This is a genomic window from Streptomyces sp. NPDC048623 (assembly GCF_040650755.1).
Lineage (GTDB): Bacteria > Actinomycetota > Actinomycetes > Streptomycetales > Streptomycetaceae > Streptomyces.
Genome location: NZ_JBEZHV010000001.1, coordinates 272,019 through 287,675 on the forward strand (window position 1 = coordinate 272,019; position 15,657 = coordinate 287,675).

The window sequence follows — 15,657 nt, forward strand, 5'->3', positions numbered from 1 at the left end:
GACCACCATGTGGACGTACGAGCACTCTGTCGAGACCGACGCCGCCCCCGAGGCGATCTGGCGCCTGTGGGCCGACGTGGAGAACTGGGGCACCTGGAACGCCGACATCGCGAGCATCGCGATCGACGGCCCCTTCGTGCCCGGCGCCCGGATCGAGATGACCCCGGCCGGTGACGACCCGGTGCACCTGGTCGTCACCGAGACCGTCGACGGTGAACTGTTCGTGGACGAGGCCCGGTTCGGCGGTCTCGTGCTGCGCACCGAGCACTGGATCGAGCGCGGCGAGAAGCTGCCGACCCGCGTGACGTACCGCATGCGGATCACCGGCGACGGCGTCGCCGAACTCGGCCCGCAGATCGGCCCCGCCGTCACGGGGGACTGGCCCGAGACCGTGGCCGCGCTGATCGAGCGGGCGCGGGGCTGATGGCCCTCGGCCCGGGGGAGAGTCCCGGTTTCCTGCTCTGGCACGCCACGCTGCGCTGGCAGCGCGACGTCGCCGCGGCCCTGTCGCCCCTCGGGCTCACGCACGTGCAGTTCGTCCTGCTCGCCTGCACGTGGTGGCTGAACGGCCGCGGCGAACGCCCCAACCAGCAGACCCTGGCCCGCCAGGCCGGCACCGACGTCAAGATGACCTCGCAGGTCGTCCGGGCCCTGGAGGCCAAGGGCCTGATCGAGCGCGAGACCGACCCCACCGACACCCGCGCCAAGCGCCTGCGCGTCACCGAGCCCGGCGCCGTCCTGGCCCCCCGCGCCATCGAGGCCGTCGAGTCCGTCGACGCCCGCTTCTTCGAACCGGTGGAGGTGGGGGAGGCGGTGACCCTCCTCGGCCGCCTGGCCCGCGTGGAGGAGGCCTGAGGGGGTGGGCGCCGCGCTGTTCCCCGTAGCCCCGCGCCCGCGGGGCGGTGCCCGCCCACACGGAGGTGACGCGTCAGCCGGCCGAGGGCCTGCCACCGCCCTCGCCCCGCCCCGCGACCACCACGCCCGCCGCCCACAGCAGCCCCGCGATCACGGCCGCGCCCGGCTCGTGCGGGCCCTGGATCGACCAGGCCCACCACTCCGGGGTGTTGTCCTCCGCCACGCCGAGGAGCAGGGTCGGGCCGAAGGTGCCCAGGGGGAGGAGCCAGGACAGGCCCGAGCCGAAGAAGCGGGCGCTGAGGACCGCGAGGCCGAGGTGGCCGATCGCGTTGCGGGCGGAGGCGGTGAAGACCTCGGGCGGGGTGCCGGTGAGAAGCGGCAGCGCCGCGAGTCCGACCGCGAGCAGCGTGAGGGCGAGGACGTGGAGGCGGCGGAACAGGTGCATGGGGCGGGCCGAGAGGTGTTCCAGGTCCGCCTGCGGAGTGTGCAGGGTCGTGCCGAGGACCACGGCGTACGCGACGGGCGCGACCGCCGCCACCGGCACGCTGAAGTCGACCAGGTGGCGGAAGTCGGGGAGTTCCACCCGCGACCGGGTGAACACCGCCGTCGCGACGGCCAGGACCAGCGCGGTCGCCGCCGCCGCGGGCACCCCGCGGCTGCGGGCGAAGGCGAGGGCCGGGCGCACCGGGCGGTCGGGCCGGCCCGCGCGGCCAGGGCGGTCCGGGTCGGTCGCGCTCACCGGGCCGCCCGCATCCGTCCCGCTCACCGGGGAGCGCCGGGGAGCGTCGGTACGGGGGCGCAGGTGCCGGCGGCCGCCGCGGCGGCGGAGAGCCATCGGTCCTGCTCGGCGGCCGGGGCCTTCCGGACGCGTTCGACGGCGTCGGAGAACTGCTCGCCGTAGTACGGCACCGGCAGCCCGGCCCGGGACCGCAGCACCGCCTGCACCAGGAAGGTGTCGGGGTAGCCGCCGGAGTCCGCGAGCAGATGCGGCGCGCAGCCCCGCGGCGGCTCCGGGAGCGAGGTGTCGAGCATCGACTCGGTGAGTGTGCGGCGGTCCACCAGGGGCCGGTAGACCGGCAGTTCGGCGGACCCGCCCCCGGGCGCCCGCAGGCCCGTCTCGTAGAACTCCCGCCGGAACCCGGGCAGTCCGGCCGTCGCCCGGTCCACGACCCGCGCCGCCGACTCCGCCTCCGGCAGCAGATGCCGGTCGGCGGGCCACAGACACGCGGTCGTACGGCCCTGGGTCACGCAGGCGGCCTCGGCCGGCTGGGGCGCGCGGGTCGCCCAGAAGGGGTCGGGGTCCGGCGCGCGGAGGCTGAGCAGCACGCCCGCGGCGGTCAGCGCCACCACCACGGGTACGGCGAGGACCGCGCCCGGGGTGACTACCGCGCGCCGTACGAGCGCGGGCAGGGCGAGCAGTACGAGGGCCGCCGCCGCGCACCACGCGGCGGCGACGAGCAGCCGGAAGGTGTCGGGCCGGAAGGTGACGTCCCAGTGGTCGTCGATGGCCGGAAGGAGCCGCCCCACGGAGAGCCCAGGCGCGAACGCGAGGACGACGAACGCCCCGTACCAGAACACGCCCATCGCAGGGGCGACGATCCGCGACGGCAGCAGGGTCCCGGCGGCGACCCCGGCGGCGATCTGCAGGCCGGTCATCGCGACGGCGAGGACCAGCGGGCTCCACACCGGCTCGGTGACCTCGCTGACCCCGGCCGTACGGATGAAGGCGACGGCGGTCATGACGGCGTACACCGCCACCGACCACAGCCAGGCCGCGCCCCACAGGAGCAGCGCCTGCGACCAGCCGCCACGGGGGGTCGTGTCCGCCCACGCGCTCGTACGGGTGCGGTGCGCGCGGCCGGCGCTCCAGGCCGCGGCGGCGCTCATGAGCGAGCCCATGACGATGACGCCGAAGACCTGGACCTTGATGCTCGCCTGGTTCCACCAGCCGATCCAGTCGCTGGTCGCCGGATCGGCGGAGGCCAGGTACCAGACGCCGGCGGCCGCGGCGAGCGCGGCGACCCTGCCCGCCTCGCCGCGCCGCATCTCGTGGCCGAGGACGCGGATCACACGCGCACCCCGCTCTGCTCCACGACGGCGAGGTAACCGGCCTCCAGAGCCGGCCCGTTGACCTCCGTGCCGCTGCCCCCGCACAGCTCGGCCGCCGTGCCGCTGAAGCGCATCCGCCCCTCCAGGAGCACATGGATGCGGTCGCAGACCTGGGCGACGTCCTCGGCGAGGTGGGTGCTCATGACGACGGCGGCGCGTTCGCCCAGGTCCTGGATGAGGGCACGGAAGCCGACCCGCTGGGCGGGGTCGAGGCCGACCGTCGGCTCGTCCAGCAGCACGAGCGCGGGCCGGTTGACCATCGCCTGCGCGATGCCGGCCCGCCGGAGCATCCCGCCGGACAGGGCGCCCATGCGCTGGTCCGCCTGACGTTCCAGGTCCACCAGGCGCAGCACCTCGCGCACCCGGTCGCGCCGCTCGCCGCCCGGCACCTTGCGCAGCCAGGCGGCGTACTCGACGAACTCCCGTACGGTGAACCGCGGATAGTGCCCGAAGGCCTGCGGCAGCACCCCGATCCGCTCCCGCACCCGAAGCGTTGCGGCCCGCCCGCGCACCGGCTCGCCGAGCAGCCGGACGGTGCCGGCGTCGGGCCGGCGGGCGGTGCTCAGGAGCGAGAGCAGCGTGGTCTTCCCGGCCCCGTTGGGCCCGAGGAGGGCGGTGACGCCGGAGTGGAACTCCGCGTCCACGCCGTCGAGGGCGGCCACGCCCCGGAACCGGACCGTGGCGCCCTCGACCGAGGCGGCGGGCTCGGACGGTGCGGTGACGGGCTGTGCCGGGGCGGCCGGCGCCGGGGTGGCGCCGGCCGGGTCGTTCTCCGTGTGGTCGGACACGTCTTCCTGTTCCTGACCAGTTCCCAGTGGGTGGTGTCTGGTGCGCGGTCGCTCGGTTCTCGTGCTCAGTTCTCGGCGGCCACGAACCCGTAGGCGCGGCTGTTGGGGATGCCGGCCCAGGTGGCCTTCGTGTAGTACTTGCCGCCCGTCGTCGTACCGCCGTAGGAGCCGCAGCCGTAGCCGGAGCGGTAGCTCCGGGACGTGGAGGCGATCTGCGGGTCGGGCATGAAGGACTTGTCCTGGTAGACGTACGCGCTGAACGTCTTCAGGTCGGACGAGGGCACGTCGCCGCAGGCGCGGGCATGGCCGGAGCCGGGGCCGTTCCAGCGGTCGCCGTCCTCCTTGGAGCCGGAGGTTGCGATGGAGAACGGCAGCCGGCTGTTGGTGATCTCGCCGGCGACGGCGACACCGGCGGGCAGGGCGAGCACGGTGGCGAGCCCCAGGGCGGCTATCCGGGTACGGGTGAGCTTCATGAAATTGTTCCCCCTTGCGTGGTGGTCTGCAGGTCGTCTGCAGGGGTCAGCTGCATGACTGCGTCGCCATCGCTACGGCTTGGTCATTGCGATAGCGATGGCGTGACAGTAACGCGCCACTGATCACGCGGGACGTGGCGGGGGTCACAATCGCCGGGAGTGGGCCGAAAGTCGTCGTAGGGGCCGGAACCGGCCGCCGCGGCCCCGCTCTTACGGTCGGCCTTACGGTCGGCCTTACGGTCGGCGGGCCGGCAGGCCCATCGGGTTGGGGAAGGGGATGGTCCCCGAGCCGAGGACCTCGTCCGCCACCGCGCCGAGGAGTGCCGCCGCCCGCTCGGCCTCGGCCGGGGTGAGGGCGGTGCGGTAGGGGCGTACGGCGAGGGTGTCGGTACGGGACTCGATGTGGGCGCGCAGGGCACGGGCCTCGGCGGTCGGGGCGCCGGTGGTGTCGAGGAGGCCGCGCGCGGCGAGGCGGGCGGCGGCGGCCCGCCAATCGTCCTCGGACCAGCCGCGGTTCTCGCGCAGGGTCCCGGGCGGTACGCCCTCGGCCGCAGCGAACAGGACGTGCGCCTCGCAGCCGTCCAGGCCCTCCGCCGCGAGCACGGCCACATGCCCGTCGCCGCGGTGCTCGCGCAGCGCGGTCGTCGCCTGCCACAGGGCGCCGACCGGGTCCTCGGGCGCGGGTACGTCGCGGTTCGCGGCGAACAGGGGCCGCCCGGCCCCGTCGGCCACGCCCACCACCCGTCCGAGCAGCGGTACGAGCTCCGCCGCCGCCCCGGCCGCCGACGGCGCGACCCGCCGCAGCGCCGCCGTCGCCCCGGCGGCCCGCGCCCGCAGTACTGCCTCGGGCGCCGCGAACGTCCACGCGTCCGGCACCGCCCGCCGCACCATCGCCGGATGGAAGTTGTAGAACGCGGCCTCCACCACCCCCGCGGCCACAGCCCCCAACGGCGCGGCCCGCGCCCCGAAGTACCCCATCCAGAACCCCCGCAGCCCGACCTCGCGGTTCGCCTCCCGGCACTCGCCCGCGAAGTACGTCACGGCATGCACGGGCTCCATGACCTCCCAGACGCGCCGCGCGAACGCGGGTTCCTCGATCTGTGGTCGGTTCATGCCGGCGTCAGCGCCCCCTCCCGCACCTCGCACACCGCCGTCTCAAGGTCGTCCAGGCCGCTCATGGTGCCACCTCCTTACGGATTTGCTTGACTCAGTACTTGCCTCAAGTCAAGGATTTTGCGCAGACACCCCACACCCCGGCCCCGCCCTCCGTCACGCCGGGAACCGCCGCCCCACCCACCGCCACGCGAACTCCAGGACTGCCGAGCCCGCCGCCGCGATCGCGACCGCCGTCCACGGCATCGTCACGCCGACCAGCTTCAGGGCGAAGAAGTCCTGGAGCCACGGCACGACGAGGACGAGCAGGAAGGCGCCGCCCATCGCCGCGACCAGGGCGATCCGCCACCAGGTGTAGGGGCGGGCGATGATCGCGAGGACCCACATGGAGACGAGGAAGAGGGTGAGGGTCGCGGCGCTGGTCTCGGCGTCGAGGGCGCCGGGGCCGGTGTAGTGGTGCCGGGCCAGGAGGTACGTGGCGAAGGTGGCCGCGGCGGCGATCGTGCCGGCGGGGATCGCGTACCGCATCACCCGCCGTACGAAGTGGGGCTTGGCGCGCTCCTTGTTGGGGGCGAGGGCGAGGAAGAAGGCGGGGATGCCGATGGTGAGGGTGGAGAGCAGGGTGAGGTGCCGGGGCAGGAAGGGGTACTCGACCTGGCTGACCACCACCAGGATCGCGAGCAGCACCGAGTAGACCGTCTTCGTCAGGAAGAGGGTCGCGACCCGGGTGATGTTGCCGATCACCCGGCGCCCCTCGCCGACCACCGACGGCAGCGTGGCGAAGGAGTTGTTGAGCAGCACGATCTGGGCGACGGCCCGGGTGGCCTCCGAGCCGGAGCCCATGGACACACCGATGTCCGCGTCCTTGAGCGCGAGGACGTCGTTGACGCCGTCGCCCGTCATCGCGACCGTGTGCCCGCGCGACTGGAGCGCCGCGACCATCTCGCGCTTCTGCTGCGGAGTGACCCGGCCGAAGACCGTGCCCGCGTCGAGGGCCTTCGCCATCTCGTCCCGGTCGGCCGGGAGGGTGCGCGCGTCCACGGTGTTCTCGGCGCCGGGCAGGCCGAGCTTGCCGGCGACGGCGCCGACCGAGACCGCGTTGTCGCCGGAGATGACCTTGGCGGTGACGTTCTGGTCGGCGAAGTACGCGAGCGTGTCGGCGGCGTCGGGCCGCAGCCGCTGCTCCAGGACGACGAGCGCGGACGCCCGGGCGTCCTTCGCCACGTCCGGGGAGTCGAGTTCATGGGCGGTACGGGCGAGCAGCAGCACCCGCAGACCCTGCTCGTTGAGCCGGTCGACCTCCGCGAGCGAGGCGTCCCCGGCCGGGAGCAGCACGTCGGGCGCGCCGAGCAGCCAGGTCGAGCTCTCGCCGTCGCCCTCGCTGAACGCCGCGCCGCTGTACTTGCGCGCCGACGAGAACGGCAGCGACTCCGTGCACCGCCAGTCCACCGAGTCCGGGTAGGCGTCGACGATGGCCTGGAGGGAGGCGTTGGGCCGCGGGTCGGACTCGCCGAGGGCGCCGAGCACCTTGCGTATGTACGCCTCGTCCGCGCCGTTCAGCATGCGCAGCCCGGTCACGTCCATGCCGCCCTCGGTGAGGGTGCCGGTCTTGTCGAGGCAGACGACGTCGACCCGGGCGAGGCCCTCGATCGCGGGGAGTTCCTGCACGAGGCACTGCTTGCGGCCGAGCCGGATCACGCCGATCGCGAAGGCGACGGAGGTGAGGAGCACGAGCCCCTCGGGGATCATCGGGACGATGCCGCCGACGGTGCGGGCCACGGACTCCTTGAAGTCGTTGTCCTTGACGACGAGCTGGCTGATGACGAGCCCGAGCGCGGTCGGGACCATCATCCACGTCACGTACTTGAGGATCGTGGAGATGCCGGTGCGCAGTTCGGAGTGGACGAGGGTGAAGCGGGAGGCCTCCTCGGCGAGCTGCGCGGCGTAGGCCTCGCGGCCGACCTTGGTGGCGGTGAAGGCGCCGCCGCCGGCGACGACGAAGGAGCCGGACATCATCCGGTCGCCGGGTTTCTTGACGACGGGGTCGGCCTCGCCGGTGAGCAGCGACTCGTCGATCTCCAGGCTGTCGGCCTCGGCGACGACGCCGTCGACGACGACCTTGTCGCCGGGGCCGAGTTCGATGAGGTCACCGAGGACGATCTCGGAGGTGGAGATCTCGGCGGCGGCGCCGTCCCTTCGCACCGTCGGCTTGGCCTCGCCGATGACGGCGAGTCCGTCGAGGGTCTTCTTGGCGCGCAGCTCCTGGACGATGCCGATGCCGGTGTTGGCGATGATCACGAAGCCGAAGAGGCTGTCCTGGATCGGCGCGACGAAGAGCATGACCACCCACAGCACGCCGATGATCGCGTTGAAGCGGGTGAAGACGTTGCCGCGGACGATGTCGGTGGTGGAGCGGGAGCTGCGGACGGGGACGTCGTTGACCTCGCCGCGGGCGATCCGCTCGGCGACCTCGGCGGCGGTGAGACCGTGCGGCCGGTGCACGACGGTGTCGCTCGTCACGGGATCGGCCCCGGCCCGGGCCCCGGGCTCGCCTCCGCCGTCCGTGTCGATCTTCGCCCGCTGAGTCATGTTCTCGACGGTACGGCGGGATGGGGCGCCTCACCCGCCGAGCGGCCCGAAGATCAGACCGGGGGAGGAGCGGAATCGTCCCCGGGTGCTACGGGGATGCCCTAGGGGGCGTCCGTCCCCTGCCCCTGCCCCTGCCCCTGGCGCTGCGCCGCGTGCCGCTTGAGCGCCGCGTCCCGCTTCCGTACGTACCAGATGCCGATCAGGCCGAGTCCGGCGCCGGCCAGGCAGGTCCACACCCACCAGGTCAGATCCCGGTCGGCGAACCAGCCGTAGAACGGGATCTGGACGAGGAACAGGACGAACCAGAGGATCGTGCCGCCCGTGATGGTGGCGACGACCGGCCCTTCGAGGGGCTCGGGTGCCTCGTGCTTCGGTGTCCACTTCGCCATGGGAGGCAGTCTAGGCGCCTGGTTCCGGGGTCTACGCGCGGAGATGGACTCCCGCTCGTTCATGTGTTCATACTGAAACGGTTTGCCTATGGCGGGTTTCCTTCGTATGAACCGCCAAACGGAATGGAAGAATCCATGACTACCACGGCCCCCGCCAAGGCCACCACCCCGGAGCCCGCTGATTCGCAGCCCACCGCTCCGCGGCAGCCCGCCTCCGGCTTCGACCGCTTCTTCAAGATCTCCGAGCGCGGCTCCACCGTCGCCCGCGAGATCCGGGGCGGCTTCGCCACCTTCTTCGCGATGGCCTACATCATCGTGCTGAACCCGATCATCCTCGGCAGCGCCCAGGACATGTACGGGCATCACCTCGACAACGGCCAGCTCGTGACCGCGACCGCCGTGACGGCCGCCTTCTCGACCCTCCTCATGGGCGTCATCGGCAACGTGCCGATCGCGCTCGCCGCCGGTCTCGGCGTGAACACGGTCGTCGCGCTCCAGCTCGCGCCGAAGATGTCCTGGCCGGACGCCATGGGGATGGTGGTCCTGGCCGGCATCGTCGTGATGCTGCTGGTCGCCACCGGTCTGCGGGAGCGCGTGATGAACGCGGTCCCGACCGGTCTGCGCAAGGCCATCGCGATCGGCATCGGCCTCTTCATCATGCTGATCGGCCTGGTCGACTCGGGCTTCGTCTCCCGGATCCCGGACGCCGCCCACACCACCGTCCCGCTGCAGCTCGGCGGCAACGGGCACCTCATGGGCTGGCCGGTGCTCGTCTTCATCCTGGGCGCCCTGCTCACCCTCGCGCTGATCGTCCGCAAGGTGCCGGGCGCGATCCTGATCTCGATCGTCGTGATGACGGTGCTCGCGGTGGTCGTCAACGCGGTCGCCGACGTCCCGTCCTGGGGTCTGACCACCCCGGAGTGGCCCGGCAACCCGGTCGCCAGCCCCGACTTCGGTCTCTTCGGCCAGTTCAGCCTGTTCGGCGGCTTCCACAAGGTCGGCGTGCTGACCGGTGTGCTCTTCGTCTTCACCGTGCTGCTGTCCTGCTTCTTCGACGCCATGGGCACGATCATGGGTGTCGGCGACGAGGCCAAGCTGATGGACAAGGACGGCAACTTCCCGGGCATCAACAAGGTCCTGCTGATCGACGGCGTCGCGGTCGCCTCCGGCGGTGCCACCTCGTCCTCCGCCACCACCTGCTTCGTGGAGTCCACGGCCGGTGTCGGCGAGGGCGCGCGCACCGGTCTCGCCTCGGTGGTGACCGGCGGTCTGTTCTCGCTCGCGCTGTTCCTCACGCCGCTCGCCACGATGGTGCCCTCGCAGGCGGCGACCCCCGCCCTGCTGGCGGTGGGCTTCCTGATCCTGGCCGGGTCGGTCAAGGAGATCGACTGGAGCGACTACACCATCGCGATGCCGGCCTTCCTCGCGATGATCATGATGCCGTTCACGTACTCGATCACCAACGGCATCGGCATCGGCTTCATCAGCTTCTGTGTGCTGCGGCTCGCCGCGGGCCGGGGCCGCGAGGTCCCGGTGGCGATGTACGTCGTGTCGGCGGTGTTCGTCTTCTACTACGCGATGCCGGCGCTGGGCCTGACCTGATCGCGGGGCGCGTCGGAGGCCCCGTAGAACTTCTCCGTCTCGTCGACGGCGGTCTTGAACCGTTCGTCGAAGTCTTCGCGAATGAGCGTCCGGACGACATAGTCCTGGACGCTCATTCCGCGTTTGGCGGCGTGTGCGCGGAGCCGTTCGAGCAGCTCTCCGTCGATGCGCAGGCTGAGCACGGTCGAATCCATGCCCGTCAGGTTCGCGCCAGGGAAGGCCTTCGCGCGTCATTTTCCGGACCACTCTCACTCATTTGGGTGATGGATTGTGGCGGAAGGTTTTCGATTGGTCTTTAGAGAGAGTAATGAGTTACGCTAAGGACATGCCTGACCTGTCCCCCGGCACCGCCGACGCCGCGGCCGTGAACGCGCTCCGCAGCGCCGTCATGCGTCTCGGCCGACGCCTCAAGCACCAGCGCGTCGACGAATCGCTGAGCCCCACCGAGATGTCGGTGCTCGGCACGCTGTCGCTCTGCGGCTCGGCCACCCCCGGTGAGCTGGCCCGCAAGGAGCACGTCCAGCCGCCGTCGATGACCCGCATCGTCGCGCTGCTCGAAGCGAAGGGCCTGGTCCGGCTGGAGCCGCACCCCGACGACCGCCGGCAGAAGGTGGTCAGCCAGACCGAGCAGGCCGAGGCCATGCTTGAAGAGTCCCGCAACAAGCGGAACGCCTGGCTGGCCTCCCTCGCCGAGGGTCTGGACGAGGACGACTGGGCGAAGCTGCGCGCCGCCGCCCCGGTCCTGGAGAAGCTCGCCCACCTGTAGACCCGAGGCGCCAAGGAGGCGACGCACTTTGAGTACGGGACCCGGAGCAGACTCCGCACCCGTCCATCAACCCACCACCGACCCCCGCCGGAGCAAGGGGACCTTCTCCTCGCTCGCGATCCGGAACTACCGGCTGTTCTTCAGCGGAGCGATCGTCTCCAACACCGGTACGTGGATGGCCCGGATCACCCAGGACTGGCTGGTCCTGAGCCTCACCGGCTCCGCCGCCGCCGTCGGCATCACGACGGCGCTCCAGTTCCTGCCGATGCTGCTCTTCGGCCTGTACGGCGGCGTCATCGCCGACCGCCTCCCGAAGCGGCCGCTGCTCCTGGTCAGCCAGGCCGCGCTCGGCCTGTGCGGACTGACCCTCGCCGTCCTCACCCTGACCGGACACGTCCAGGTCTGGCACGTCTATCTGATCGCGTTCCTGCTCGGCATGGTCACCGTCGTCGACAACCCGACCCGGCAGTCCTTCGTCTCCGAGCTGGTCGGCCCGGCGCAGCTGCGCAACGCGGTCTCGCTGAACTCGGCGAACTTCCAGTCCGCCCGCCTGATCGGCCCCGCCGTCGCCGGTGTCATGATCGCCTCGATCGGCAGCGGCTGGGCGTTCCTGATCAACGGCCTGTCCTTCCTCGCGCCGATCACCGCGCTGCTGCTGATGCGGACGAGCGAGCTCCACAGGGTGGAGCGCGTACCGCGCGCCAAGGGGCAGCTGCGGGAGGGCCTGCGGTACGTGGCCGGGCGGCCGGATCTGATCTGGCCGATCGTCCTGGTCGGCTTCATCGGCACCTTCGGCTTCAACTTCCCGATCTGGCTGACCGCGTTCTCGGGGCAGGTCTTCCATGTCGGCGCCGGTACGTACGGCTTCCTCAACACCCTGATGGCGGCGGGCTCCCTTGTGGGCGCGCTGCTCGCCGCGCGGCGCGCCTCGACGCGACTGCGGATGCTGGTGATCGCGGCGGGCGTGTTCGGCGTCCTGGAGGTCGCGGCGGCGCTGTCCCCGTCCTTCTGGCTGTTCGCGCTGCTGCTCGTGCCGATCGGCATGATCGGCCTGACGGTCAACATCAGCGCCAACTCGGCGGTCCAGATGGCGACGGACCCGGAGATGCGGGGCCGGGTGATGAGCCTGTACATGATGGTCTTCGCCGGCGGCACCCCGATCGGCGCCCCGCTCCTCGGCTGGGTCACCGACACCTTCGGCCCGCGCGTCGGCTTCGCGACCGGCGGCCTGGTCTCCCTGGCCGCGGCGGCGGCCATCGGCCTGATCCTGGCCCGGGTGGGCGGCCTGAAGCTCTCGATGCGCTGGCACCACGGCCACCCGAGCGTGCGCTTCGTGCCGAACGAGCGCCAGGAGAGCCTGGCGACGGCGGCGTAGTCCCGGCGTAGCTCCGTTGTGGGCCAAAGGGCGGACCGGCCTGTCGAGGCCGGTCCGCCCTTTGGCGTATCCGATGTGCGGTCCCGCATCGATCTGTGCATTCGCCGGACGAATGGTGAAGATCCTGTGTACGTTGAGCGCCGCTCGAGCACCCGGAGTCACCTCCGGGGCCTATCGGAGTCACAGGAGATCCCCCTTGCGCAAGCGCTCCACCGCCATAGCCGTCGTCCTCGCCGCCGGCGCCCTGGCCGCCCTCACCACCGCACCGGCCCAGGCCACCGAGTACTCCTCGGCCCTGAAGATCAAGGGCGTCCAGTACGACGCCCCGGGCCCGGACTCCAACCGGTGCTCCGGTGGCAACACAGCCGCCGAGTACGTCACGATCAAGAACTACTCGCGGACCGCCACGGTCAACCTCAAGGGCTACGTGGTGAAGGACGCGGTCGGCAACTCCTACACCTTCCGGTACAACCACTACCTTCAGCCGGGCGACTACGTGCACCTGCGCGGCAACTACGGCACCGAGTCCGACGCCAAGAACGTGGCTTACCGCAACAACTGCAACTTCATCTGGAACAACGACCGCGACACGATCAAGCTGATCAAGCCGGGCGGCGCCTACGCCGACACGCACGCCTACACCAAGGCGGCCAACGACCGCGACGGCAACGGCTACATCACCTTCCACGGCTGATCCGGCCGGGTGCGCTTGAGCGGCGGGTCAGACCCGGCGCTCAAGCACCTGCCCCGGCCAGTCGCCGACCGAGAAGGCCTCCGTGCGGGTGAAGCCCTGGCGTTCGTAGTAGCGGACGAGCCGGCCCTCGCTGCCCGCGAAGCAGTCGACGCGCAGGAGCGAGACACCGGCCCGGCGGGTCTCGTCGGCGGCGTGGGCGAGGAGGGCGGCGCCGACGCCGTGGCCGTGCCGGCGTCCGTCGGTCGCCAGGTAGCGCACGTACTGCTCCGGCTCGTCCGCGGGGGCCACGTACGAGCCCGGGTGCGGCGTGAGGGTCAGCGTCCCGACCGGGACCCCGTCGATCTCGGCGATCCACGGGGTGCCCTCGGTCACGAGCCGTTCGATCGCCTCCACGGTCTTCGGCCGGGCGCTGAACGGCTCGGTGCCCCACTGGGCGGTGATGCCCCGCTCGTTGAGCCAGACGACCGCGCTGTCGAATATCGCGAGCATCGCGGGAACGTCCGCCGCGCCACCCTGCCGGATCCTGATCATGGTGTCCATCCGTCCGAGGCTAGTGCCTGCCACACTCGCCCTATGAGGCTTTTCGCTGCCGTCGTCCCCCCGCCCGCGCAGCTCGCCGAGCTCGCCGACGAGGTCGACCGGCTCGCCCACGTGCCCGGCGCCGACCGCCTTCGCTGGACCGCCCGGCCCGGCTGGCACTTCACGCTCGCGTTCATGGGCGAGGTCGACGAGGAGCTCCTCCCGGACCTCCGTGCCCGCCTCGGCCGCGCCGCCCACCGCACCGCGCCCTTCCCGCTGCGCCTGCACGGCGGGGGCCACTTCGGCCGGGCGGTGCTGTGGACGGGCGCGGCGGGCGGCCTGGACGAGGTGCGGCTGCTCGCCGAGCGGGCGGACGCCGCCGCCCGCCGGGCCGGCGTCCCGATGGACGAGCACCGCGCGTACCACCCCCACCTCACGATCGCCCGCTCCCGCTCCTCCCACACGGACCTCCGCCCCTTCGTCACCGCTCTCACCCCCTTCGAGGGCACCCGCTGGCAGGTCACCGAGCTCGCCCTGGTCCGCAGCAACCTCCCCGGCGGCGGAACCCCGGGGCAGCAGCCGCGGTACGAGACGGTCGATGCATGGCCGCTCGGCGGTGCGGGTTAGGCTCGGTGGGTGGATCCGAAGACCCGTAACACGATCATGGCCGCCGTACTCGTCCTGATGTTCGCGATCATCGCGGTGGCGTCGGTGGTGGGCCGGTAGTTCTGCGGCCGGGTCCGTGACGCTGCGTCCGCGCCCCCTTGCCTGGAGTGCGCTCCAAGCAGTTGGCTTGATCCCCATGGACATGGAGTACACGCAGCTCGGACGTACGGGACTCAAGGTCGGCCGGCTCGTTCTCGGGACGATGAACTTCGGGCCGCAGACGGACGAGGCCACCAGCCACGCGATCATGGACGCCTCCCTCGACGCGGGCCTCAACCTCTTCGACACGGCGAACGTCTACGGCCAGACGGCGGGCAAGGGCCGTACCGAGGAGATCATCGGCTCCTGGTTCGCCAAGGACCCGGCGCACCGCGACAAGGTGGTCCTCGCCACCAAGGTGTACGGGAACATGGCGGCGGGCACCGGCCCGGTCTGGCCCAACCACGACAAGCTGTCGGCCGTGAACATCCGGCGGGCGGTCGAGGCCAGCCTCAGGCGGCTCGGCACGGACCACATCGACGTCTACCAGTTCCACCACATCGACCGCCTGACCCCCTTCGCCGAGATCTGGCAGGCCGTCGACACCCTGATCCAGCAGGGCAAGATCCTCTACGCGGGCTCGTCCAACTTCCCCGGCTACAAGATCGCCCAGGCGAACGAGGCCGCGGCCCGGCGCGGGATGGTCGGCCTGGTGAGCGAGCAGTGCCACTACAACCTGCACGAGCGGCGCGCCGAGATGGAGGTGATCCCGGCGGCCCGGGAGTACGGGCTCGGTGTGATCCCGTGGTCGCCGCTGGCGGGCGGTCTGCTCGGCGGGGTGCTCCGCAAGGAGGTCGAGGGCGGCCGCCGGGCCGGCGGCCGTACCGCCGAGCGGCTCGCGGACCCGGTGGAGCGCGCCCGCGTCCAGGCGTACGAGGACCTGCTGGCCAAGCACGGCCTGGACCCGGCCGAGACGGCTCTGGCCTGGCTGCTGACCCGCCCGGGCGTGACGGGCCCGATCATCGGCCCGCGCACCCCGGAGCAGCTGACGGGCGCGCTGCGGGCGCTGGAGCTGAAGCTGAGCGAGGAGGTCCTCAGCGGCCTCGACGAGATCTTCCCGGGCCCGGGCCCGGCGCCGGAGGCCTTCGCCTGGTGAGTGCCGCCCGACGGCTCACACCCCGCCGAGCCAGCTCGTCGCGTCCAGGCGGAAGGCGGTCTCGGCGGGGACGACCGTGCGCAGGGCGTCCTCCAGGCCGCGGAGGCGGTCGGGGCCGAGGCGGGCGGCCCAGTCGGCGCGGAGCTGGTCGAAGACGGCGGCCGAGCGGGCGAGGGCGTCGATGCCGTACGGGGTGAGGCGGACGAGTTTGCGGCGGGCGTCGCCCGGGTCGTCGGCGCGTTGGGCGTAACCGAGGGCGAGCAGCCGGTCGACCGTCTTGCCCGCCGCCTGCTTCGAGACCCCGAGCCTGCGCCCGATGTCGCTGGCGGTCGCCCCGTAGGGGCTGGCGGCGATGGCCTGGAGCGCGAAGCCGTGCGCCGGGCGCATCTCGGGGTGGCCCTGGGCGGCCAGTTCGGCGTGCAGGCGGTCGATGAGGGTCCGGAAGCCGGCGAAGAGGAGGAGGGGCAGCTCGAAGCCAGGGGTGTCGCCCGGGTCGCCGGGATTCCCCTTGCCTCGATCGACAACCTGGTTTACGTTTTCCTCGTCGGCATGGTCAACCATGTTGTCCATCTTATCGCCACTCG

Annotated in this window: 18 protein-coding genes; 8 read left to right on the forward strand and 10 right to left on the reverse strand. The window is 72.0% G+C overall.

Translation table 11 applies throughout. From position 1 onward, the window contains the following. The first annotated feature begins 7 nt into the window (after window positions 1–7). Both AB0C73_RS01390 and AB0C73_RS01395 read left to right on the forward strand, forming a co-directional pair. Window positions 8–424 carry an SRPBCC family protein gene (locus AB0C73_RS01390; RefSeq protein ID WP_362523280.1) on the forward strand — a complete coding sequence of 139 codons (417 nt, stop codon included), beginning with the start codon at window positions 8–10 and terminating at the stop codon, window positions 422–424. Beyond that, the gene (locus AB0C73_RS01395; RefSeq protein WP_362523282.1) at window positions 424–855 is read left to right on the forward strand and encodes a MarR family transcriptional regulator; all 432 of its coding nucleotides are present in this window, start codon (window positions 424–426) and stop codon (window positions 853–855) included. The genes AB0C73_RS01390 and AB0C73_RS01395 overlap by 1 nt, the downstream gene beginning before the upstream one ends. A 73-nt stretch (window positions 856–928) precedes the next feature. Here AB0C73_RS01395 and AB0C73_RS01400 read toward each other — a convergent pair whose 3' ends face one another. The 7 genes from AB0C73_RS01400 to AB0C73_RS01430 all read right to left on the reverse strand — a co-directional run bounded on the left by AB0C73_RS01400 (window position 929) and on the right by AB0C73_RS01430 (window position 8,316). Next, window positions 929–1,594, reverse strand: a complete 666-nt coding sequence (locus tag AB0C73_RS01400; RefSeq protein ID WP_362523284.1) for a hypothetical protein — start codon at window positions 1,592–1,594, stop codon at window positions 929–931. Window positions 1,595–1,617: 23 nt separating this feature from the next. Continuing rightward, window positions 1,618–2,925: a hypothetical protein gene (locus AB0C73_RS01405; protein ID WP_362523286.1), complete on the reverse strand. Its 1,308-nt coding sequence runs from the start codon at window positions 2,923–2,925 to the stop codon at window positions 1,618–1,620. After that, on the reverse strand, window positions 2,922–3,752 hold the full coding sequence (locus AB0C73_RS01410) for an ATP-binding cassette domain-containing protein (RefSeq protein WP_362523288.1): 831 nt from the start codon (window positions 3,750–3,752) through the stop codon (window positions 2,922–2,924). The genes AB0C73_RS01405 and AB0C73_RS01410 overlap by 4 nt, the downstream gene beginning before the upstream one ends. A 65-nt stretch (window positions 3,753–3,817) precedes the next feature. Further along, window positions 3,818–4,225 carry a hypothetical protein gene (locus tag AB0C73_RS01415; RefSeq protein WP_362523290.1) on the reverse strand — a complete coding sequence of 136 codons (408 nt, stop codon included), beginning with the start codon at window positions 4,223–4,225 and terminating at the stop codon, window positions 3,818–3,820. A gap of 234 nt (window positions 4,226–4,459) precedes the next feature. Further along, on the reverse strand, window positions 4,460–5,338 hold the full coding sequence (locus AB0C73_RS01420; RefSeq protein WP_362523292.1) for a hypothetical protein: 879 nt from the start codon (window positions 5,336–5,338) through the stop codon (window positions 4,460–4,462). A gap of 156 nt (window positions 5,339–5,494) precedes the next feature. Next, window positions 5,495–7,927 carry an HAD-IC family P-type ATPase gene (locus AB0C73_RS01425; RefSeq protein WP_362523294.1) on the reverse strand — a complete coding sequence of 811 codons (2,433 nt, stop codon included), beginning with the start codon at window positions 7,925–7,927 and terminating at the stop codon, window positions 5,495–5,497. Window positions 7,928–8,028: 101 nt separating this feature from the next. After that, window positions 8,029–8,316 carry a DUF2530 domain-containing protein gene (locus AB0C73_RS01430; RefSeq protein WP_362523296.1) on the reverse strand — a complete coding sequence of 96 codons (288 nt, stop codon included), beginning with the start codon at window positions 8,314–8,316 and terminating at the stop codon, window positions 8,029–8,031. A 135-nt stretch (window positions 8,317–8,451) separates the two neighbouring features. On the opposite strand from AB0C73_RS01430, the gene AB0C73_RS01435 reads away from it, so the two are divergent. Beyond that, on the forward strand, window positions 8,452–9,918 hold the full coding sequence (locus AB0C73_RS01435) for an NCS2 family permease (RefSeq protein WP_362523298.1): 1,467 nt from the start codon (window positions 8,452–8,454) through the stop codon (window positions 9,916–9,918). Here the strand turns inward: AB0C73_RS01435 and AB0C73_RS01440 are convergent. Continuing rightward, a complete protein-coding gene (locus AB0C73_RS01440) occupies window positions 9,888–10,112 on the reverse strand; it encodes a ribbon-helix-helix protein, CopG family (RefSeq protein ID WP_362523300.1) in 225 nt (74 codons plus the stop codon). The two genes, AB0C73_RS01435 and AB0C73_RS01440, sit on opposite strands and share 31 nt — an antisense overlap. A 131-nt stretch (window positions 10,113–10,243) precedes the next feature. Here AB0C73_RS01440 and AB0C73_RS01445 point away from each other — a divergent pair, with 131 nt between their 5' ends. The 3 genes from AB0C73_RS01445 (at window position 10,244) to AB0C73_RS01455 (ending at window position 12,753) form a co-directional block, all read left to right on the forward strand. Next, a complete protein-coding gene (locus tag AB0C73_RS01445) occupies window positions 10,244–10,684 on the forward strand; it encodes a MarR family transcriptional regulator (RefSeq protein WP_362523301.1) in 441 nt (146 codons plus the stop codon). Between the two features lie 28 nt (window positions 10,685–10,712). Then, on the forward strand, window positions 10,713–12,059 hold the full coding sequence (locus AB0C73_RS01450) for an MFS transporter (RefSeq protein ID WP_362523303.1): 1,347 nt from the start codon (window positions 10,713–10,715) through the stop codon (window positions 12,057–12,059). Window positions 12,060–12,255: 196 nt separating this feature from the next. Further along, window positions 12,256–12,753: a lamin tail domain-containing protein gene (locus AB0C73_RS01455; protein WP_362523305.1), complete on the forward strand. Its 498-nt coding sequence runs from the start codon at window positions 12,256–12,258 to the stop codon at window positions 12,751–12,753. Between the two features lie 27 nt (window positions 12,754–12,780). On the opposite strand, the gene AB0C73_RS01460 is transcribed toward AB0C73_RS01455, so the two are convergent. Then, window positions 12,781–13,293 (reverse strand): GNAT family N-acetyltransferase, encoded by a 513-nt coding sequence (locus tag AB0C73_RS01460; protein WP_362523307.1) that lies wholly within the window; start codon window positions 13,291–13,293, stop codon window positions 12,781–12,783. Between the two features lie 33 nt (window positions 13,294–13,326). Here AB0C73_RS01460 and thpR point away from each other — a divergent pair, with 33 nt between their 5' ends. Together thpR and AB0C73_RS01470 are read left to right on the forward strand one after the other, a co-directional pair. Next, entirely contained in the window at window positions 13,327–13,899 is a 573-nt protein-coding gene (gene thpR, locus AB0C73_RS01465) for an RNA 2',3'-cyclic phosphodiesterase (RefSeq protein WP_362523308.1), read from the forward strand. 181 nt (window positions 13,900–14,080) lie between these two features. Beyond that, window positions 14,081–15,073 carry an aldo/keto reductase gene (locus tag AB0C73_RS01470; RefSeq protein WP_362523310.1) on the forward strand — a complete coding sequence of 331 codons (993 nt, stop codon included), beginning with the start codon at window positions 14,081–14,083 and terminating at the stop codon, window positions 15,071–15,073. 15 nt (window positions 15,074–15,088) lie between these two features. Here the strand turns inward: AB0C73_RS01470 and AB0C73_RS01475 are convergent, their stop codons facing one another. After that, complete coding sequence (locus AB0C73_RS01475) at window positions 15,089–15,634, reverse strand: MarR family winged helix-turn-helix transcriptional regulator (RefSeq protein ID WP_362523312.1); 546 nt, start codon at window positions 15,632–15,634, stop codon at window positions 15,089–15,091. Window positions 15,635–15,657: the final 23 nt, after the last annotated feature.